This window comes from Clostridium sardiniense, from assembly GCF_050584765.1.
Lineage (GTDB): Bacteria > Bacillota > Clostridia > Clostridiales > Clostridiaceae > Clostridium > Clostridium sardiniense_A.
On sequence record NZ_JBNOOR010000002.1, the window covers coordinates 64,082 to 84,817 of the forward strand.

Sequence of the window (20,736 nt, forward strand, 5' to 3'; positions counted from 1 at the left end):
TTGTTAATTATCAATTGTTATACCTTTTTGGGTATAAAAAAAACTCCTTCTCTAAAACTATAGAGACGAAGTAACATTCGCGGTTCCACTCTAATTGAATTAATCTTAATAAATTAATCCCTCTTAATTTCAAGTACAAAAATATACTTTATCACTGTAACGGGTGAACCCGGATAGTCTTACTATAATTTTGGGACTTCAACTCCAAAGGGCACTTCATATAAATTCTAGATGAAAAGTTCTCAGCTACCTCTTCTCTCTGTAATCTTCCTCTATACTACTTTCCTTTTTCATAGTTTTTAATTCAGAGTAATCTTGTATGGTTTATATTTACTATTATATGCTTTCTTCTATTATTGTCAACACTTTTTTTAAATTATTATAAAGTATTTAAATAATCCTGTAAAATTATACTTTTATATAAACACACACTTTTTTATATTGCAAACATATAAAAAAGTGATTGAGAATCCGCTCCCAATCACTTGTATATATAAAATATAAATTATTCCTATTTTTCTTTTAATTTTCTATTTTTCTTCTTCCATAATGGGTATAAATACTCATCTATAATATCATGAATTATAACAATACCAACTAACTTCTCATCCTCATCAACTACTGGAACTGATAAAAGATCATATTTATTTGCAAGTTCTATTGCCTCATCAACATCATCTTCATGCTTTAAAACATTAAAATTAGTATCCATTATATCTCTTAATTTATTTTCCCCAGGACTTAATATTAAGTCTCTTAAAGATATCATACCTTGAATTCTATCCTCATTATCAGTTATATAAATATAATACATAACTTCTTCATCTGGTTCCATCTCTTTTAATATATCAACTGTCTCTTTAACAGTAATATCTAGATTAAGAGAAATAAAATCCTTCGCCATTATACTACCAACTGTTTCATCTTCATATTCTAGAAGTTCTTTTACTTCGTCAGCATCTTCTTTTTCAAGGTTTACTAATATCTTTTCTCTCTCTTCTTCATCAAGTTCATCTAAAAGGTCAGCTATCTCATCACTTGGCATATTTTCTAAAAGTTCTGCTGCCTTACTTTCTGATAATTCCTTAATGATAGTACCCTTATATTCTTGATCTAATTCTTCTAAAGTATCTGCTGCTAAATCTTCATCTAATGATTCAAATACTTTCTTTCTTGAATTACTATCAAGTTCCTCTAAAATATCTGCAAGGTCTGCTGGGTGAAGTTTAGATAACTTTTGATATGGAACTTGTAGTTTTAAGTTATTATTTCTCATTTCTAATGATTCAACATCATCCCACATTAAAACTGTATCATCATAGCTTTTACCTATTATTTTATAAATAAACTTTACAGCCCATCCGATTCCCATTCTTCTATATTTTGCAAGAGGACCTGTCTCTACTGCAACTACTCTATACTCTCCTGCAATTTTTGCAATTCTTAAATCATCAACCCTAACAACTTGTTTACCATTTATATCAACTATTTTCTTATCTAAAAGATGTCTTGATAAAAGATAACTATAAGTCCTTGGAAGAATTTCTTTGCTTCCTTTTGTCTTAATGACTACTTTTCCGTCATCATCATAAAAATTTATATCTCTAAATTCATAATGATATATAGAGCCATCTCTTCTAACTTTATAACCAATGACTCTTGGATACCCCTCTTCTGTAGTTACATAAACATCTTTTAATGTACCAAGGCTATCATCAAATTCATCATATATCTTATTTCCTAATATATTTGTGTATAAAAAAACTGTCAACTGCTTCATACTACGTTCCTCCTAATTGCCTTAGAGAACCTTAAATGAATCCTAATAATTATTGACAGTTATAAAAAATCAATTATTAATAATTAAATAGAGGTTTACTCTAAGACATGTTATTGAGTTTTGGCTTCTCACTTAACTGAGGTCCACCCTCCATTTATAAACACCATCCCTATTTCTAAAATTTGCAATTTCCTATACAATAAAAAAGGCTTTGTATACAACAAAACCACCATTAGTTTTATATAATAAAAAATCTTTATAATTCCATTATATTATATTCCTCTCAAAAGGCAACATTTTTTCATAACTAATCTGACATTTATCTTGCAAATTAATAATTTCAACAAAACTCTTACAAATTAGTAATAAAAAACTCCCACAAATTTTATGAGAGTTTTTTTATTATTTTCTTTTACTTAAAACTATTTAGAGAATTATTTACTGCTAAAAGTAATAGTATTTCACTTATTATACAATATGGGAATACCCATGATCCTAATATAATTAATACATGTTCAATAACTATAGATATTAAAACTCCTATTATTATAAATATTCCCCTTTTATTACTATTTGGCTTATCTATTAATAATGCTCCAACTAAAAGAAGTACACCAATTATAGCAAGTACTACTCCTTTTATTATATTACCGTAACTTAGTATTATGAAATATCCAAAAGAAGCACTAAGTGTTATACTTCCATCTATATTACATATAACCCCTAAATACACTAAACATAAAACTGCACTTACAATATAATTTACATTGAAATTTATATTATCAAATCTAAAATAAATATAATATAAAGTTAAAATAATTATAGGTATTATTAAGTAATCTAAATATATTAAATTTTTAAGTAAATAAATTATCTCTACATTTTTTATTACACACATTAATAGTAATGATAAGTTCCTAATAAAAAGTACTGCAAGAGATACCCCAAGAAAAACTCTTATTTTCTTAGGAGCCTTACTTCTATCCTTATCTATTAAAAACAGTATAAAAAAAAGTATAAATAACAAACTCATATAGTATATAAGGTTCATAAAAAACTCACTCCTAAAACCATACTTCTGTTATTTATACTTATTAAATTAAGCTCCGCTTTATTCCTTTAACCCTAAAACTTCTATTCCACCTTTTATACACTGAACTCTAAGTGGAAACTCAGGCCCTTTTTCTCCATCTATATCTGTGACTATATCTTCCTCACATTCAATTAAAACATCATTTGTTTTAAAGTAAACAACTTTTTCTGAATCTAAATGATCCCCTCTTAAAACTTTTAAGAAAAGTGGTAAAAGCTCAATTACTTGAACTGCTTTAAATAAGATTAAATCAAGCATTCCATCTTGTATATCTGCTCTTGTTGCTAAATTTAAATTCCCTGCTGTTTTTCCGTTAAATAATAATAATAGATACATTTGCCCATCATAATTATATTCTTTTGATCTTATCTTAACATCAAGTTTTCTAAAATTAGGTAATTCCTCTAATCCTTTAATATAATAAGCTAGTTTTCCAATAGCATTTTTAAGATGTACATCTGTTTTTTGTGATATATCTGTAAAAAGTCCCGTACTTGCAACATTTATAAAATATTTATCATTTATTTTACCTATGTCTACTGGTTGTGGCTTTGATTTAACTATTCTTTTGCAAGCTTCCGTTACGTTCTGAGGCATTTCTATAAATTTACCAAAGTCATTTGCTGTTCCGACTGGTAATATTGCTATTGGAAGTTTTATTCCCTTTTTCATCATAGCATTTAAAACTGAATCTACAGTACCATCGCCTCCAGCTATAAGTATATATGCATAACTTTTATCAATATAATCTAGAGCTTCAATTATCTCTCTACCACGTTCTATTCTATATGGAACTATTTGATATCCATAGTTTTGATGAATTTTTATAACATTATCTAGCTCACTTAATATTGAATTCTCCCCCGAATACGGATTATAAATGAAGCGTACCTTTCGCATTATTATTCCTCCTTATGATAGAACTAACTTATATTATACATTTGGTTTCATATGTTGTCTACTGGTTGTCCACCGGTTAATATAACACTAAATACTATATAATTTATTCCTTAATACTACCTAAATTTTTTCTTAAATCTTATTTAAGCCTTTATATTATCCTAGTTTGTATGCTATAATTACTTACTGTAAGTTATTTATGATTTTTAGGAGTGGTTATATGAGAAAAAGTTGTATTCCTAATATATTTACCTTTATTAATTTATCATGTGGGGTATTATCAATTTTATCAACATTTGACGGACAGGGTAGATATGTTCAAGCTGCTTTATTAATATTATTTGCTGGATTTGTAGACAGATATGACGGAAGAATCGCTAGATATTTACAAGTATCAAGTGATCTAGGAAAGGAATTAGATTCCTTAGCTGACCTTGTGTCATTTGGAGTTGCGCCTTCACTACTAATCTTTGCATTATTCAATTTAAAGAACTTTGGTCCATTTGGAATTTTAGGTTACATAATACTTCTAGTCTTCCCAATTTGTGGTGCATATAGATTAGCAAGATATAATGCTACGGAATTTGATGGTGTATTTAGAGGAATACCAATCACAATCGCCGGTTGCTTTATAGCGTTCTTTGCAATTATAGTATTTTATATTAAAGTTGAAAATGTAAATGTAATAATACCAGTAATATTAATGATTCTAGGATCTTACCTAATGGTAAGCAATTTGAAATTAAAGAAATTATAATATATTTCGTATCCCAGACTAAGTCTAGTCTGGGATATTTTTTTAATCTTCATCATCTCTTATAGGTGATGATTGATTAGGTAGTGGTTGATTAAAAAATTTAAGTTCTTTATCTATCTCTGTTTGTATTACACCTTTAAGTTCCTCTTTAACCTTTCCATTTTTATAGTTTATTGATACTATTTCATTTTTAAGCTTACTATAGTTTAGATAACTATCTTGATATAAATCTATCACCTTAAGTAATTCATCTATTTCTCCACCAACATCATCAGCCCTATCTATAGCTTTTTGTACTTCCCTAGATTTTCTACCATATATAGTGTTAAGTTCTGATGCACCTGCAACAAGAAGTCTATATGAGTTTACATATGAACTAAGCAGATTAGTAAGCTTTACTAAATCATCATAATGAGATGTCATTACTTTTTCATTCATAATAATACCTTCTAAAATAAATTATTATATTTAATAATATTAATTCTTATATTCTTTTATTACAAAAAATAACTGGCACTATCAAAAGTACCAGTTATCTTTTCATTTACAAGTCATTTCTTCCGAATACTCATCATCTGTCTTTATCCATTTTGCAAAATCTACAGGATATTCTTTATTAGAATTCATAATCGTTTCACAACTACAGCTTTTATTGCTCTGACATCCATCTTTGCATTTTTCTTTTTTATTTCTATAGCACGTGTCTAATTCTATAAATTCATCAAACTCTAAATCTTCTCTTACATTAACTTCAAAAAAGAAGTCTCCTTCCGGATATCTATAATACATACATGTTTTCCTCCTAGGCTACTTAACTTTACAGTATGGTTTAAAGTAAGATCTTTCATACTTACATAGTGGACATATTGCAGGAGCCTCCATACCTTCATGAATATACCCACAATTCATACATTGCCAGTAGGTTTCCGTATTTGATTTAAACATGGTATCAGTTCTTATTTTTTCACAAAGAGTTAAAAATCTCTTCTTATGAGATTCCTCAACCTCTTGTAATTCTTTATAGAATTGTGCTATTTCTTCAAAGCCTTCATCCATAGCAACATTTTCGAATTCTTTATAAATACTTTTACTTTCTTCATTTTCAAAGTAAGCGGAATTTACTAAGTTATCCTCAGTACTGTTTACTTTACCAAGATATCTTTTAAGAGCCTCTCTTGAATGGGCATATTCATTTGCTGCTGTTTCATCAAATATTTCTCCAACCCATCTGTATCCTTCTTCCCTTGCTTTTTCTGCATAAAGATTATATTTACCTCTTGCTCTGGATTCACCTGAAAAAGTTTTGTAAAGATTTTTTTCTGTTTTGCTTCCCTCTAATTTCACTTTATACTCCTAAGTAATACTTGTTATATTTTAATTTATTCTTACCTAGCGTATTTTGTTACCTTCAGAGATGGCAACTTTTCCATTATCACATAATAAAATAAAACTTTCTCCATTTCTATCTGTTGTATTTAATCTAACTTTATATCCCCAAAGCTTTCCTAAATACCTTAATGTTTCTTTTGCATAAGATAATTCTAGTTCCCTTCCATCATAGACATGTTCTAAAGTTAAAGTGTAATCTTTCTTATTTAAATCTATAACTCTTATATGAGGTATTCCCCCAATTCCTGATGAGAATGATAAATTATCTCTAATACTTTCCCAGCCTCTATCATCAGATACTTCTTCTACCACAAAATCAAAACTTCTCTTTCCATATTGGAATAAATTAAGTTCCTCACAAAGTTCTTTGGTTAAATATCTTCTTATAAAAGAAGCATCTCTTTCTAATTCCCTAACTTCAAATATTTTTTCTCTACCATACCTTTTATCTAAATCCATAAATATCTTAAATCCAATATAATATGGATTAAGTCCTCCTGGTATAGGTGATACTACATCATTATGCCTTTTTAGGAATTCAAGATAAAGATCTTCTGATAATCCAAGACTCTTTAAAATGTTATAATGACAGAAACATGCCCATCCTTCATTCATAGTCTTTGTTTCTATTTGAGGAATGAAATACGCTGTCTCTCTCTTAACTATTCTTAGTATATTCTTTTCCCACTCTTCTAACTTCCCATACTTTATTATAAATCCAACTACATCATCTCTAGGCTCTAATGGTATCTTATCTACTTCTGGTGGTTCTATCTCTTCATCTCTATCTAAAAAATCTCTATTTACTATTTTATTTTTATAATCTTCTATTCTTCTCTCTCTTATTTCTTCATCATTTAACTCTTTTACTCCAATGCTTCTACCTATGCTATATCTTATAGCATGAGCTGCATCTAAAATCTTTTCCACCTTCTCATATCCTATGTTAGGATTGTTTATATATCCTCTTATTATTTCTGAGTCTAATTTAAACATTTCAAGAGCTCTATCTGCATTTGTTCCTTCTTTAAATAATCTATTATTTTTGAAGAAATCATTATGACCATAAACATGAGCCATTGTTAATATCTGAAGTAATAAAGTATTATCCTTCATTAGATAAGCTAAACAAGGATTACAATTTATTACCATTTCATAAGGTAGACCTGTTAAATTTAATGAATATAGAGTTTTATTTTTTTCATAGGATTTACCATAGCTCCAATGAGGATATTTTGATGGCATTCCAACATAGGCCTCATATCCTATCATTTCATTAAAGCCTATTACCTCGAATTCTTGAGGATAGTAGTTTAATCCTAGAGCTTTGGCTTTTTCTTCTATTCTTTCATTCCAGATTTCTAAATCTTTTAAATTATATTCCAAAACAATCTACTCCTCCTTCATCTCCTTGCTAAGCATAAGCTTTAATGCTTCCCATAAATCTTTCTTTTCTTTAACTATAACAGGAATAAAGTTATCCTCTTTAATTTCCTTCTTAAATCTATAGTACATTGTTGTTGAATATGTTGATGGAAGTAACTCCGCATACCCAAACATATTACTAATTTCGCATAAATCCTTAACTGCTTGCATTGCCTTTTCATTATCCTCAGTCCAGTTATCACCATCACTTGCATACACTGGGTAAATGTTCCACATATCCTTTGGATAATGCTCTTTTATTACATCTAAAGCAACATTAAGACCACTTGATATATAAGTTCCTCCTGATTCTGCTTTATGGAAGAATTCATACTCGCTAACTCTTTTCGCAACTGTTGTATGAGATACAAATTCAAAGGCTAAATTATTATATTTTCTTCTTAAGAATCTAGATAATACAAAGAAGAAGGACCTTGCAAGGTATTTCTTTGTACTATCCATTGAACCTGATACATCCATTATAAATATCATTACAGCATTACTTTCTCTCTTTGGCTTTTGCTTAACTCTATAAAATCTTAAATCATCTTCTCTAAATGGAAATCTTTCAATTTTAACATCTTCTTTTCCTGCTCCAGCTTCAAGTAATGCACGCTTCTTGCCTTGCTTTCTTGCAATTTTAGACATAACAGTTTTCTTTTTTGCAAGTCTTGGCCTTATACCATACCTTTGATATCCGCTTCTTCTACCTGCACTTTCTGATATTATCTCAGAATATTTTTTTCTATCTAAATTTGGAAGATCTAAATCCTCTGCAATATAATCAAGTAATTCATCTAATGTTATTTCTGTATCATAGATATCATCACCTTCTGAATTACCTGCTCCCTTATTACCTTTTCCTTGTCCTGGCCTTCCAGAACCTATCTTATCTCCACGTTTCTCTTCTCCAGTCCCTGTTGCAACCCCTTTGGAGTTCCTTCCATAAACAAACTGATATTCTTTAATCCCTCTTATAGGGATTTTAAACTTTTTATTTTTACCTTCTCCAATAATGCTTTCTTCTGATAAAATATCTCCTAAATTCTCTTTAATGGACTTTTCTACTAATTGCCTATGCCTTCTTCTATCTTCAATAGATCTATCATGATCTACTGGATTTATTGTATTATCTCTAAAGATTGCCATAAGCTTTTAATTAATCCTTCCACAGATTATTAGCAGCATACTTTAATATTACATCACAGCAATGTAGACAATAACCATTTCTTTGCATTTCTTCTACCATAGCATTATATTTTTCAGTTTGCTCTTTATCTCTAACTCTTGATTTTGTAATTATTCTTGAAAGGTCCTTAACTGATGCAATAAGTTTCTTTTCAATAGCTTCTTTTATAGGCTCGTAAGATGTGTAATCCATCATTCCACCATTTCTAACTAAGTAGAACATATAAGATGTAACATCTGCTCTAAAGCCTTTAGCTGATGATTCTGAGACTCCTATTTGCTCTTCTATACTTCTCATGAATTCTTCATCTGGATTTAATTCCTCTCCAGTTGAACTATCCTTTATTTTACTCTTATTTACAAATGCCTCTGCGTTGTCAATATAGTTATTAAATAAACTTTCAGCTTGCTCTCTAAATGAATGTATAAAGGCTTTAGTAATTTCTTTTTCTAAAATCTTGTTATACTCTTTTCTTATTGTATCTTGAATAAATCCTAGATATCTCTTCTTATCATCTGAACCAATATCCATTTCCTTAACAGATTTTATTATGCTTTCCATAATACTAAGTGGATTTATACAATTATGCTCTGAATTTGAAAGAGCATTATCAATAGCTTTTATTATAAATCTTGTTGAAATACCCTTCATACCTTCATATGAACCTGCTTCTTCTCTAAGCTCGCTTATATCAATTCTCTTAGTTGAACCTTTTTCAACAATTTCTTCTCCATTATAGATCTTAAGCTTAGTTATTGGATCTACTTTGTTTGATGCTGTAAGTCTTGATAAAATAGCAAACATTGCAGCTATATCAATTGTATGAGGTGCAATATGAGCATTAAAACTACTCTTCTTTAATATTTTTTGATAAATTTTCACTTCTTCATCAAGCTCTAAACAATATGGTACTTCTATTTTAACAATTCTATCTAGTATAGCTTCATTAGTATGATCTGCCTTAAACTTATTCCATTCTGCTTCATTTGAGTGAGCAACAATTACTCCATCAAAATAGATCATTGAACCTTTACCTGGTGATGGAACTGACTTCTCTTGTGTTGCTGTAATAATTGTATGAAGATATTCAACATCATTTTTGAATACTTCTATAAATTCAACCATTCCTCTATTACCAACATTAAATGCTCCATTTAATGAGAATATTCTTGGATCATCTTCTGGATACATATCCATTTTTGAAATATCAATTGAACCAGTAAGAATAGATGTATCTTGATTATTTGGATCAACTGGTGGCACAACTCCAATTCCTTTTCTTGATCTAATAGAGAAACCTTTTGTCTCTATAGGAATCTCTTCATATCTTCCACCATATTCGTGCAATAATCTATACTTACATACAGGACAAAGATCACCTTCTATCTTAACTCCTAAAAGTTCTTCAAACTCTGGTCTTAAATGCTTAGGAATTAAATGAAGTGGTTCTTCGTGCATTGGGCATCCTTTAATACTATAAATTGGCTCACAGCTTTCTAAAGCTTTCTTTAATGATTCAACAAGTGATGATTTACCAGCACCAACAGGACCAACAAGATAAAGTACTTGTCTAGCTTCCTCACCTTGCATTGCAGCTGAATGGAAATAATTCACTAATTTCATTAATACTTTATCAATACCAAAGAAATTATCTTTAAAGAATCCATATTCTCTTATAATGTCATTTCCATATATTCTTTTTACCCTATAATGATCTTCTCCTTTTAATACTTCAACACCATCTTTTATGATAGTATCATAAAGTCTCTTGTGAGATAGCTTTGCAATATCAGGATTTTCTTTGACTATTTCTAAATAATCTAAAAAGCTACCGTTAAACTTTTCCTTTTCTCTACTCTCTCTATCGCTTTGAATAAATTCCTTAAAATTCATATTACACTCCCTCCCTTTAATTAAAATATATTCAATGAAATACCTAATCTATGACAAAAAAAAAGAATTAGAAATATTAAATTTCTAATTCTTACTCTTTATAATCCTGTAATACCTTAAATTTTATAATGTAAACTATTTTGTTTTTATCAATTTATCTACCAAGTAATTTTCCATAAAAATAAGATTTATCTCTTCACCTATCTCACTATAATAGTGAATTTTTATCTTTCCTAATCCATATCTTTTTTGAAATGGTGTAGTTATAAATTCAACTGCTTGTATATCTCTTTTATTTAATATATTTATTTTTTTAAAGAATCCTCCATTAGTTGCCCTAATTTTATTATTTTTGATTCTTAAATTTATATTTTTCCCTTTAAGTATTGAATACGGAATTGTAAATATAATAAATAAATTTATTAAAAACACGTACTTATTCCTTAAAATAATATAAGCTATTATTGAAATAATAAATATATTTATAATAGGCTTTAATACTATTATAAATTTTCCCCTCTTCATACCTTCTCCTTTTTCTAATCCAATATTCCAATCAGGAAGTATATCTTTTAATATTTTAATATGATCCTCTTCTTTTCCTAAAGGACAAAGAATTATCTTCTCATCATTATTTCCACTATAACCTTTTACTACAACTTGCATCTCATATAACTTTAATAATTGCCTTAAAACATTTGCCTTCAGTTTTATTATTTTAACGCTACTTTCATTAAAGGAAAATTCCTTATTGCTTATTAATCCATAACTTATTTTTATATTTTTATTTTCCTTTGAAATAGTAAAATTATAATACTTTATCATATTATATGCTATTGCAATTATCTTTAAAATAATGATTAATGCTACTATTCCAAATATAGCATAAAATATATTTAATTCATTTGAATACTCTGGTGTAACACTTGAAATAATACTACTTATTCTATTTTTACTTATAACACTTTCTAAAATATCATATCCTTTAGCTAATCCTATAAAAATTATTACTATATTGAAGCTTGTTAATCCATACATAAATAGAGTTTTCTTATCTATAACTTTTCTATAAATATTTATTTCATTGCTTTTTTCTTCTATTTTAATATATTCATTAGAGCTTTCGTTACATATGGCTTTAGTTTTTTCTTCCTTTTCTAGATTCACATTACTTTCTAAGAATGCAAATTTTTTAAGACTCTCTATATCATCTATTGTTAGGTACATTTTTATCTCTTTAATTTCTGAATTCATTGATGGACTTTCTATCTTTACTGCATTATATCTTAATAACTTATCTACTATTCCTCTAGAAATATCCATTGATTTTAAATTACTTCTAGGAATTATAATCATTGTTTTAGATAGTATTCCAAAACAATACCGAACTTCATCTTCTTTTAATAATATGTACTCGTTAAACCAGTTTAAATATGTATATATTAGTTCTAAAATTATAAACGCTGGAATTAAAATAAATACTAATTTACCTGCAAATATAATAATAGGTATAAACGCTACTATGCTATTTATTATATTTGATAAAATCTTATAGACTATGCTTCTTATGTTATTTCTAATCTTCTTATCATTATTTAAATTATCAGGAGAAATTATTTTATCTTCCACCTTTATGAAAACAACTCCTCTCTAACATTCTCATTTATCTTTTCTCTTAAGAATTCTATGATTCTTAAAACCTCATCTTTATCTAAATTAGGAATTTCAAATCGGCCTCCTGCTGTTCCTATGCTTACAGATGCAAGATTGAAGTTTTTATTTATAGGTCCTTCTTTTAATTCTATGTGTTGTATTCTTACAATTGGAATTGTAACACTTTTAGTAAAATATATTCCTTCTCTAAAAACAATTTCTTCTTCATTAATTTTATAACTCCATTGCTTGTACTCAAAAAATGGTTCAATGAATGCACTTACAATTGATATAAATATTAGAATTAAAAATATTATGTTTATAATTTTATTATTGCTAGAAACAAAATTACTTACCCAAGAAATATTTAATCTAGGAACTATATAGGTAACTATTATATATATAGCTATTAAGATTGCCAAGAATATAGTTCGTGCTATAATCCATGATTTTATTGCATTACTGCTTAATTTGTTTTCCACGTACGCTCCCCCTTATATGTATTCATTTTCAACATATCATAAAAGATATATATGGTCAATTTTCCATATATATTTATATACTATTAAATAATGTCAAAACTAAAAGTCCCTTATAATATTAAGAGACTTTTACACTTTAAATTTTTTATTTTTATAATCTGTTATATAAATACTAGATAATGCAATAACACAAATTATAGGAACTGGAAATAAAGCAAGTGAAAGACCATATAAAGTATCTCCTAACTCTCCTTTTACAAATACCCTCTCTAACTTAGCATCAGTAAAGGCTATATCAAAAATTACCGCTAGTCCCTCATCACCATTAATTACCTCTACTGGCTTTCCATATGCTGTATATTCTTGTGGTAAAATTGCAGGATCATCTACGTAAGAATATGGAGTATTACCTTTTAAACGTATATAGTATATATCTTCTTTATCGTAATTTTTGTTAAGTGATTTTATTACTTTTTCTATATCCTTTGAATTACTTATATAGGTTGCCTCTCCCGTATTTCCACTTAAACGCTTTATTTCAACACTTATACTATCACTATCTAAGGCTATTGGCTTTGATAATCTAGCTGGAACCCATCCATAAATTATAAGTAGTATATATAAAATTATAAGTGTCCATAATGCCCCTTTTAATACTTTTTTCATATATCACCCTTTAAAAATATTTTATTTTTTAATTACATAATATATATTAACATTTATTACCTTATTTTTCAATTTATAATATATTTTTAAATCTATAAAACTAAATGCAATTAGAACCTAAATCCTAATTGCATTTAATTAGTCTATTTATTTTTACTTAAAAGTACGAGGAATAAATTCGTCACCCTTAGCTTTTGGTTCTCCAAAAACTGCTTTTGAACTTTCTGATTGTGGATCATGGTCTATGTGTTTTTTCTTATTATTTTTTTTATCACCCATAACTATCACCTCAAAAATAGTTTGTACAATCTTGTTATGCCTTATTCATAACATATTTTAACTTAAATTTTCTTTATATTATCTATTTTCATTTGAAAATATTATCTATACCTATTCTGTGATTTGACTTATAAGTTAATTACTATTATGATTTTCTTATTATGAAATAACTAAATAAACTAAAGAGGTAAATTAATGAACGAACAAGACTATGAAGCTTTACTTAATATAAAAACAAGTGGGAAGCAAGATTTAGATGAAACTTCAATTCACTATAATAGGTATGAACCAACTGAATATTCAGCTTTAGATAAGCTTTTTAAAGAATATAAAATTACTGATAAAGATTCTATAATAGATTTTGGATGTGGAAAAGGACGACTTAATTTTTACATAAATCATTTTTTTGATTCAAATGTTACTGGTATAGAAATGAATCATTACTTCTATGAAGAATCTCTACATAACAGAACTAATTATTTAAATAAACATAAAAAGAACTTAGAAAATATAAATTTTTATTGTTGTCTTGCAGAAGACTATAAAATAAAGCCTCATGATAATAAGTTTTATTTCTTTAATCCTTTTTCAGTTCAAATATTTATGAAAGTATTAGAAAATATTTTAGTTTCTGTTGAAGAAAATAAAAGAATAGTTGAACTTATCCTTTATTATCCTTCTGATGATTATATATTCTTCTTAGAAAACTATACATTCTTTATGCTAATTAAAGAAGTTAGACTTGAAAATTTTGATAATGATAATAGAGAAAGATTTCTTATATATAGATTAGCTTATATCTAAAAAAAGTCCCTTATACTAACTATAAGGGACTTTCTTAATATTAAATAAGTTATATATTCATTTATTATTTCTCTATAACTTTTTTCTTTAAAGATTTCTTTTGTGCAATAATTATAGATATGAGTAGAGTTATTCCTATAATACTAAGTATCATACCTAATCTTAAGAAAGGAGTTTTATACACTAGCTCTACATAATGGTTACCAGACTTTAAATTTACACCTAGAAAAGCTTCATTTACAGGAAATGCTTCTACTTCCTCTCCATCTAATTTTACTTTCCATCCCTTAGAATATGGTATTTGGAAAGTAAGTACTCCATCTGTAGATGAGTTTATATTACCTATTACCTTGTCATTAGAAATACTTGATATCTCAAAATCATTTTCTCTAAGATTCTCAAATTGATTATTGTATTTTTCAATTGGTAAATTAACTACATCTAATGATTCATAGCTATATTCTCCAGCTTTATTAAATGTTAAAACAATAGAATCTCCACTTTTAATATCTTTGTAATATCCTAAGTTATAAGTTAAATCATCCATCTCAAAATATCCTGAAGCATCTAACATATCAGGCTTACTAAAATTTTTATTCATATTTCTATATGAGACATTTATAAGGAAACCATCCCCTTCATTTATTTCACAAAGTCCCTTTATAATAAACTTTACCTTATCCTTAAAGTTACCATTATTAAATTTTTCTACTTCTTTTTGTGTTTTTAATCCTTTTGGAAGTTTTGTATATTGTAAATTTTCTATATTAACAAATAAATTTCCTGTCTTAGTTTCCATAGGATTAATATTTAAAATAACTTTTTGGTTAGGCTCTGTAACTATAATTTTTTTATCTATAATTTCTGCTGTACTATTTTTAGTGTCAAAAGATATACTCTCTAAACTTGAAGGTGGTACATCATCTATATTACTTTTTAAATATTTTGAATCAACACTTGCAGAATTAACTAATGCTTCCTCTTTTTCTAAACCATTTAAATCTTCAAAAATATCTTTATCTAATATATTTGAATAAACATATCCGAAGGGTAATACATCCTCTTTTTCATATATTGAGAACTTTCCTTTATCGTAAATTTTCTTTACTGATGGATCAAATCTTGGATCTTTATCTTTTCTGCTTATATAGTATTTAACACCCATTATATTGCTAACTATAGGTCTATTATCAAAATTAATTATTGGACTATTTGGAGTAAATGCTCTGTTATTTAATGCTCTAGAAAACTCAGCTAAATATCCATTATTTATTGATAAAAATGAATCTATTCCATTATAGTTTAATACAAATGAATTATTTCTAGTTTTATCACGAGATATATTATCAGCTTTTCCTATTCTATAAAAAGTTTTATCCTTCTCTTTAATATAGTTTTCTGCCCCATCAAAAGAATCTCCATAATATAAGAAAGCCTTATCTCTACTTAAAAACTCTTTAATATAATTATTTCCTGAAGCGCTGTATCTATAATAATTATTAAATACTATATTTAATGAAAGTGCTACTAACAAGATTATAAAAACTGTTCCATTGTTTTTTGATATATTATTTTTCAATCTTTTTATATAACAAAGAATAAATATAACCATTATGCTACCTAAAAAAATGCTAGGAAATACATTGTTACTAACCTTTTTAAATAATATATTTAAAACTCCAAGTCCTACAAAAGATAGAAGTATAAGTATAGTAAGAAATATTTCCTTCTTACTTATTTCCTTTAGATTATCAAAGCCTAATGCTATTATTACACTTGAAAGAAATGCAAATACAAATGTCCATCTATTTGATATTGATGAAAATCCATTCATCATTGACCCAAAAATGGGTATTAAAATCATTATAGAAAAAATAATTGTCATATAAAAATATGTTTTATATCTTTTTCTAACCTTAATAAATACAGGAAGTAAAATAAATGTCAATATTGGTAGTGTAAGAACTGTCCAAAATGGATAACTTCCACTTGATATAGATGAATATAATAAATTAATATAATATCCAATTGGATAAAGTAATATTGTTCTCTGTGAATTATCAGATGAAATTCTAGATGATGTAACTATTGAATATAGTGTTGGAAGTAAAATAATACAAGATATTAAAATTCCTATAAAAAAATAGATAAATAAGCTTCCAAAATACTTTTTAAACTTTATATCTCGTATCTTGCTTACATCAATGTATCTTAAAAAAGCATATATTATACTTATAATTGCAATCATATATGAAAAATAAAAATTAGAAATCATTGATACGGCAACAATAATTGAAAATAGATATTTTCTCTTATTTTCTAATATATTTTCTATGCAAATAAATGCAAGAGGTAGTATTATTAATGGATTTATAAAATATGGATGCCTAATCGCTGACATTAATATAAACCCTGAAAAAGCATATGAAATACTTCCTAAAACACCTCCATAATTTGAGAATCCCATTCTTCTACTGTAATAAATAAAAGCTAATCCAGCGCAATATAATCTAAGTACTATTAGTAAATTATATGCAAACTCTAATTTATTAAGTGGGAATAATAATGATAAATATGAAAAGGGGTCCCCTATAACATAATAAGAGTATGCTCCTATAACATCACTTCCATAAGCTATATTCCATGACCATTCTGGAAATCCAGAGGAAGGATTTTTAATAAAACTTCTTATCATTTCATTAAAGTCATACAAAATAGAGAAATGCTGATTAATACCATCCCCACTCCATATTAATGTTTTACCGTCTTGTAAGAATACAATATAATATAAAGAAAAAATTATAATAAATATCATCGTATAAATAATTATCGGTGATTTCTTTATTCTATCTAAGTTTTTCATAAACTTCTCCTCCCCTCGTTATTTAAGTTCTACCATTAATAATGATGTCCAAATAATCTATTTGAATACTAAAAATTAAAACTTATTCAATTATTTTCCATTTTAACCTTTTTAAAATATATTAACTTATATTATTGATTTTGTAAAATTTTTCTTGTATAATTTGGTTATAAATCCAAATTTATTTTAATATTATTTAAATAATCACCTTAAAAGCTATGAGTAGAAAAGTATGATATATCTAACTTACACAGAGAATAGTCTCCTTAGGCTGAAAGAGACTTTAAGATAGTCTATCAATTTAGTGCATCTATGAGCTCTTTTTTCGAAATTTTTAAAGAATAGATTAAAGCGTGTACGCACGTTACAGCGTTAGGGTATGTTAGTACCTAAATTTTAGAGTTATATGCAATTAATACTTTGCATATAAACAGAGTGGAACCGTGGAAGCTATTACTTCTGCCTCTGTATTTTAGAGGCAGGAGTTTTTTTATGCTTATAAATACATTTATAAAAAGGGGGACTTTTTTTGAAAAAACTTTTTAACAATCTAATTTTCAAACTACTTTTAGGAGTTATTATCGGTATTATAATCGGAAATGTTGCTTCTATTTCAGTAATCGGAGTAGTTGTTACCATCAAGTATGTACTAGGACAAATTATCTTTTTCTCAGTGCCATTAATTATTTTAGGATTTATTACTCCATCTATAGCAAAACTTAGGGAGAATGCTGGTAAGCTAGTAATATATACTGTACTTATAGCTTATCTCTCATCAGTATTTGCTGCATTATTATCTATGGTAGCTGGATATAACTTAATTCCTAAGCTTTCAATAGCTTCAAATACTTCTGGTTTAAAAGAACTTCCAGAATTACTATTTAAGCTAGACATACCACCTATTATGAGTGTTATGAGTGCACTTGCATTAGCTCTACTTATAGGTCTTGCAACTGGTTGGACAAAAGCTGATTTAGTTGAAAAACTATTAGATCAATTCCAAAACATAGTACTAAGTATTGTAAACAAAATAATTATTCCAATACTTCCATTTTTCATTGCAACAAATTTTGCTGCTTTAGCATATGAAGGTGGACTTAAGACTCAACTACCAATATTCTTTAAGGTAATATTAATTGTTTTAATAGGTCACTTCATTTGGCTTTCTGTTTTATACATAATAGGCGGGTTTATATCAAAAGAAAATCCATGGGAAGTTGTTAAATACTATGGACCTGCATACCTTACTGCTGTTGGTACTATGTCAAGCGCTGCAACTTTACCTGTTGCTTTAGAATGTGCTAAAAAGTCTAAAGCACTTAGGGAAGATATTGTTGATTTTGCTATACCACTTTGTTCTAATATACATTTATGCGGTTCAGTTCTTACAGAAGTATTCTTCTTAATGACAGTATCTCAAATACTTTATGGTAAGCTACCTAATCTTACAACAATGATATTATTTATTTTATTATTAGGAATATTTGCAATAGGTGCACCTGGAGTTCCTGGTGGTACTGTTATGGCATCTTTAGGTATAATAATTAGTATATTAGCTTTTGATGAAGCTGGAACAGCTCTTATTTTAACTATATTTGCTCTTCAAGATAGTTTTGGAACAGCTTGTAATGTTACTGGAGACGGAGCAATTTCTCTTATGCTTACAGGTATAGCTAAAAAGAGAAATTTATAAATTATAAAAAATAGAGTAGGAATTAATCCTACTCTATTTTTTTATTGAATATCCATAGATTCTATAAATGAAGATATTTCATAAGCTCCAAATTCTCTATTGCATAAAATAGTCACTTCTAAATTTGATTTTGGATATATTGCTGAGATAAAATCCACTCCTGGGTCTGATCCAGTTAAATAATATTTAAAAATCTCATCTTCATTTTTTATAATCCATATTCCATATCCATAATAAACATCTTTATTAACATCTACTTGAGGTTTTAATAAATTATCTGTCATTTTCTTACTAAGTAGTTTATAGTTAAATAAGCTATTCCACAATTTATTCATATCTCTTGATGTTACAAATATGCCTCCATCAGGGCCTCCTACTACTGGTATAGAGTATATATTAGTAATAAGCTTACCTTCTTTGTTTTCTAAATATCCATATGCAGAATTCTTTGGAAGGTTATCCATTGCAAAATATCCTGAATCTTTCATATTAGCTATATCAAATATATTTTCCTGAACAAAATCTACAAATGATTTACCACTTACCTTTTCTACAACTAAACCTAATACAATGAATGCTCCATTATTATAGTGAAATTTATCTCCTGGCTTAAACATAGTTCTTCCCTTTTTAAGTAACGGTATAAAATCTTTAGGTTCTCTTAATAAATACATAGGATTCTCTATCCAAAGTTCACTGAAATCGCTCATAACTTCTTCATCAAAGTAATCTGGTATACCTGATGTATGTGTTAGTAAGTGCTTAATTTTAACTTCCTTATTAAAATTATTAAATTCATATCCTAGAATATCTATTAGCAAACTTTCAAATGATAGTTTTCCTTCTTCTATAAGTTTACATATACTTATAGAAGTAAATATCTTAGCTCCCGATGCTATTCCAAACCTTGTGTCTTTATTATTTTTTCTTTCATTATTTAAATCTGCAAATCCGAAAGCTTCATTATATACATCTTTGTCTTTACATCTAATTGAAACTACTCCTGAAAAATCTTTTATCTCACTTATCTTTTTTCTAATATTATTAGATATATCTTCTCTCATAACCTCATCCCCTTATAATATAAGAATATAACAAACTATATCTTTATAAAATTATTTAAATCTCATTCATCTTTTGTTTAGTCTAAATAATATTTACGGATGTAATATCTTATGTTTTATAAATTTAGCATAATCTTTAGTTATAACTAAAAGATCTATTGCACCTCCACAAGTTGCAATACCAACATTAAACCTCTGAGCTTTTATAGTTAAATCAACCATAAATTCTGCAAAATCCATGCCATCTTTTAGTTGCATAAACTTCCAATCTACTTTCATGCTTTTACTTGATGCCATTAAATTAACTAATGCATCAGTTTCTCCATCCCATGATGCACCGGCAACAATTGTATTATTATTTAGATTTGGCCTAATGACTTCATTATTTTTAATATTATAGACATACTGCTCATCTTCGTAATATCCACAAACATGATAAATTACTCCATTACCATGTTTTTCTTGAGTGTAATTTACTAACTTTCTAACTACATCTTTAATATTATCCTCTTCTGTAACCTCATCTATTTCAAAACTTCTTATAAAATCTCCTACAGACTTTCCACCTATAGTCGCATCTCCACAACAAGAAATTCCTATTGTATTTTTCTTTATAAGAAATAGCTTTTGAGAATTATCACTTAAAATACGTCTATCTCTTGTACCATCTTCATGCTCTGTAATACCTGTTAGTCTACTATCTGCTGCCATTGCAATTCCTTCTGGCAGAAATACTGTTGCTATTATTGACATATTCCCATCTCCTCTTTTTAATGTATATCTATTAAATTTTATATATTTAATAA

19 protein-coding genes and 1 other annotated feature are annotated in these 20,736 nt (G+C 27.4%); of the genes, 3 read left to right on the forward strand and 16 right to left on the reverse strand.

Going from position 1 to position 20,736, the window contains the following annotated elements; all coding sequences use genetic code 11:
- Positions 1–58 precede the first annotated feature (58 nt).
- Positions 59–303 (reverse strand) — a binding site (T-box leader).
- Between the two features lie 208 nt (positions 304–511).
- The 3 genes from ACQPUW_RS10015 to ACQPUW_RS10025 all read right to left on the reverse strand — a co-directional run bounded on the left by ACQPUW_RS10015 (position 512) and on the right by ACQPUW_RS10025 (position 3,773).
- Positions 512–1,780, reverse strand: a complete 1,269-nt coding sequence (locus ACQPUW_RS10015; RefSeq protein ID WP_430837351.1) for a magnesium transporter — start codon at positions 1,778–1,780, stop codon at positions 512–514.
- A 412-nt stretch (positions 1,781–2,192) separates the two neighbouring features.
- Positions 2,193–2,831, reverse strand: a complete 639-nt coding sequence (locus tag ACQPUW_RS10020; RefSeq protein ID WP_430837352.1) for a hypothetical protein — start codon at positions 2,829–2,831, stop codon at positions 2,193–2,195.
- A 60-nt stretch (positions 2,832–2,891) separates the two neighbouring features.
- Entirely contained in the window at positions 2,892–3,773 is an 882-nt protein-coding gene (locus ACQPUW_RS10025; protein ID WP_430837353.1) for a YegS/Rv2252/BmrU family lipid kinase, read from the reverse strand.
- A 220-nt stretch (positions 3,774–3,993) separates the two neighbouring features.
- Here ACQPUW_RS10025 and pssA point away from each other — a divergent pair, with 220 nt between their 5' ends.
- Entirely contained in the window at positions 3,994–4,530 is a 537-nt protein-coding gene (gene pssA, locus ACQPUW_RS10030) for a CDP-diacylglycerol--serine O-phosphatidyltransferase (protein WP_430837354.1), read from the forward strand.
- A gap of 42 nt (positions 4,531–4,572) precedes the next feature.
- Here the strand turns inward: pssA and ACQPUW_RS10035 are convergent, their stop codons facing one another.
- The 10 genes from ACQPUW_RS10035 to ACQPUW_RS10080 all read right to left on the reverse strand — a co-directional run bounded on the left by ACQPUW_RS10035 (position 4,573) and on the right by ACQPUW_RS10080 (position 13,506).
- Positions 4,573–4,968, reverse strand: coding sequence for a hypothetical protein (locus tag ACQPUW_RS10035; protein WP_430837355.1), 396 nt, complete (start codon positions 4,966–4,968; stop codon positions 4,573–4,575).
- A 102-nt stretch (positions 4,969–5,070) separates the two neighbouring features.
- Positions 5,071–5,319 carry a hypothetical protein gene (locus tag ACQPUW_RS10040; RefSeq protein ID WP_430837356.1) on the reverse strand — a complete coding sequence of 83 codons (249 nt, stop codon included), beginning with the start codon at positions 5,317–5,319 and terminating at the stop codon, positions 5,071–5,073.
- A gap of 18 nt (positions 5,320–5,337) precedes the next feature.
- Positions 5,338–5,874, reverse strand: coding sequence for a rubrerythrin family protein (locus ACQPUW_RS10045; protein ID WP_430837357.1), 537 nt, complete (start codon positions 5,872–5,874; stop codon positions 5,338–5,340).
- 45 nt (positions 5,875–5,919) lie between these two features.
- Positions 5,920–7,305, reverse strand: a complete 1,386-nt coding sequence (locus ACQPUW_RS10050; RefSeq protein ID WP_430837358.1) for a SpoVR family protein — start codon at positions 7,303–7,305, stop codon at positions 5,920–5,922.
- A 6-nt stretch (positions 7,306–7,311) separates the two neighbouring features.
- Positions 7,312–8,493, reverse strand: coding sequence for a sporulation protein YhbH (gene yhbH / locus ACQPUW_RS10055; RefSeq protein ID WP_430837359.1), 1,182 nt, complete (start codon positions 8,491–8,493; stop codon positions 7,312–7,314).
- 10 nt (positions 8,494–8,503) lie between these two features.
- A complete protein-coding gene (locus ACQPUW_RS10060; protein WP_430837360.1) occupies positions 8,504–10,426 on the reverse strand; it encodes a PrkA family serine protein kinase in 1,923 nt (640 codons plus the stop codon).
- A 135-nt stretch (positions 10,427–10,561) separates the two neighbouring features.
- Entirely contained in the window at positions 10,562–12,055 is a 1,494-nt protein-coding gene (locus ACQPUW_RS10065; protein WP_430837361.1) for a PH domain-containing protein, read from the reverse strand.
- A 2-nt stretch (positions 12,056–12,057) separates the two neighbouring features.
- The gene (locus ACQPUW_RS10070) at positions 12,058–12,561 is read right to left on the reverse strand and encodes a PH domain-containing protein (protein WP_430837362.1); all 504 of its coding nucleotides are present in this window, start codon (positions 12,559–12,561) and stop codon (positions 12,058–12,060) included.
- Positions 12,562–12,690: 129 nt separating this feature from the next.
- Positions 12,691–13,227, reverse strand: a complete 537-nt coding sequence (locus ACQPUW_RS10075; RefSeq protein ID WP_430837363.1) for a hypothetical protein — start codon at positions 13,225–13,227, stop codon at positions 12,691–12,693.
- A 153-nt stretch (positions 13,228–13,380) separates the two neighbouring features.
- Positions 13,381–13,506, reverse strand: a complete 126-nt coding sequence (locus tag ACQPUW_RS10080) for a CPC_1213 family protein (RefSeq protein ID WP_430837364.1) — start codon at positions 13,504–13,506, stop codon at positions 13,381–13,383.
- Positions 13,507–13,701: 195 nt separating this feature from the next.
- Between ACQPUW_RS10080 and ACQPUW_RS10085 the strand changes: the two genes are divergently transcribed.
- Positions 13,702–14,310 (forward strand): SAM-dependent methyltransferase, encoded by a 609-nt coding sequence (locus ACQPUW_RS10085; RefSeq protein ID WP_430837365.1) that lies wholly within the window; start codon positions 13,702–13,704, stop codon positions 14,308–14,310.
- A gap of 64 nt (positions 14,311–14,374) precedes the next feature.
- Here ACQPUW_RS10085 and ACQPUW_RS10090 read toward each other — a convergent pair whose 3' ends face one another.
- Positions 14,375–17,173, reverse strand: coding sequence for a YfhO family protein (locus ACQPUW_RS10090; RefSeq protein WP_430837366.1), 2,799 nt, complete (start codon positions 17,171–17,173; stop codon positions 14,375–14,377).
- Positions 17,174–17,702: 529 nt separating this feature from the next.
- Between ACQPUW_RS10090 and ACQPUW_RS10095 the strand changes: the two genes are divergently transcribed.
- Entirely contained in the window at positions 17,703–18,866 is a 1,164-nt protein-coding gene (locus ACQPUW_RS10095; RefSeq protein WP_430837367.1) for a cation:dicarboxylate symporter family transporter, read from the forward strand.
- A gap of 41 nt (positions 18,867–18,907) precedes the next feature.
- Here the strand turns inward: ACQPUW_RS10095 and ACQPUW_RS10100 are convergent, their stop codons facing one another.
- Together ACQPUW_RS10100 and ACQPUW_RS10105 are read right to left on the reverse strand one after the other, a co-directional pair.
- Positions 18,908–19,930: a serine hydrolase domain-containing protein gene (locus ACQPUW_RS10100; protein WP_430837368.1), complete on the reverse strand. Its 1,023-nt coding sequence runs from the start codon at positions 19,928–19,930 to the stop codon at positions 18,908–18,910.
- A gap of 93 nt (positions 19,931–20,023) precedes the next feature.
- On the reverse strand, positions 20,024–20,683 hold the full coding sequence (locus tag ACQPUW_RS10105; RefSeq protein ID WP_430837369.1) for a hypothetical protein: 660 nt from the start codon (positions 20,681–20,683) through the stop codon (positions 20,024–20,026).
- Between the last annotated feature and the right edge of the window lie 53 nt (positions 20,684–20,736).

What these genes read in the sequence shown, in the direction of transcription:
- ACQPUW_RS10015 (WP_430837351.1), bottom strand. Translation starts at nt 1,780, where the DNA reads ATGAAGCAGTTGACAGTTTTTTTATACACAAATATATTAGGAAATAAG.
- ACQPUW_RS10020 (WP_430837352.1), bottom strand. Translation starts at nt 2,831, where the DNA reads ATGAACCTTATATACTATATGAGTTTGTTATTTATACTTTTTTTTATA.
- ACQPUW_RS10025 (WP_430837353.1), bottom strand. Translation starts at nt 3,773, where the DNA reads ATGCGAAAGGTACGCTTCATTTATAATCCGTATTCGGGGGAGAATTCA.
- pssA (WP_430837354.1), top strand. Translation starts at nt 3,994, where the DNA reads ATGAGAAAAAGTTGTATTCCTAATATATTTACCTTTATTAATTTATCA.
- ACQPUW_RS10035 (WP_430837355.1), bottom strand. Translation starts at nt 4,968, where the DNA reads ATGAATGAAAAAGTAATGACATCTCATTATGATGATTTAGTAAAGCTT.
- ACQPUW_RS10040 (WP_430837356.1), bottom strand. Translation starts at nt 5,319, where the DNA reads ATGTATTATAGATATCCGGAAGGAGACTTCTTTTTTGAAGTTAATGTA.
- yhbH (WP_430837359.1), bottom strand. Translation starts at nt 8,493, where the DNA reads ATGGCAATCTTTAGAGATAATACAATAAATCCAGTAGATCATGATAGA.
- ACQPUW_RS10060 (WP_430837360.1), bottom strand. Translation starts at nt 10,426, where the DNA reads ATGAATTTTAAGGAATTTATTCAAAGCGATAGAGAGAGTAGAGAAAAG.
- ACQPUW_RS10075 (WP_430837363.1), bottom strand. Translation starts at nt 13,227, where the DNA reads ATGAAAAAAGTATTAAAAGGGGCATTATGGACACTTATAATTTTATAT.
- ACQPUW_RS10080 (WP_430837364.1), bottom strand. Translation starts at nt 13,506, where the DNA reads ATGGGTGATAAAAAAAATAATAAGAAAAAACACATAGACCATGATCCA.
- ACQPUW_RS10085 (WP_430837365.1), top strand. Translation starts at nt 13,702, where the DNA reads ATGAACGAACAAGACTATGAAGCTTTACTTAATATAAAAACAAGTGGG.
- ACQPUW_RS10090 (WP_430837366.1), bottom strand. Translation starts at nt 17,173, where the DNA reads ATGAAAAACTTAGATAGAATAAAGAAATCACCGATAATTATTTATACG.
- ACQPUW_RS10100 (WP_430837368.1), bottom strand. Translation starts at nt 19,930, where the DNA reads ATGAGAGAAGATATATCTAATAATATTAGAAAAAAGATAAGTGAGATA.
- ACQPUW_RS10105 (WP_430837369.1), bottom strand. Translation starts at nt 20,683, where the DNA reads ATGTCAATAATAGCAACAGTATTTCTGCCAGAAGGAATTGCAATGGCA.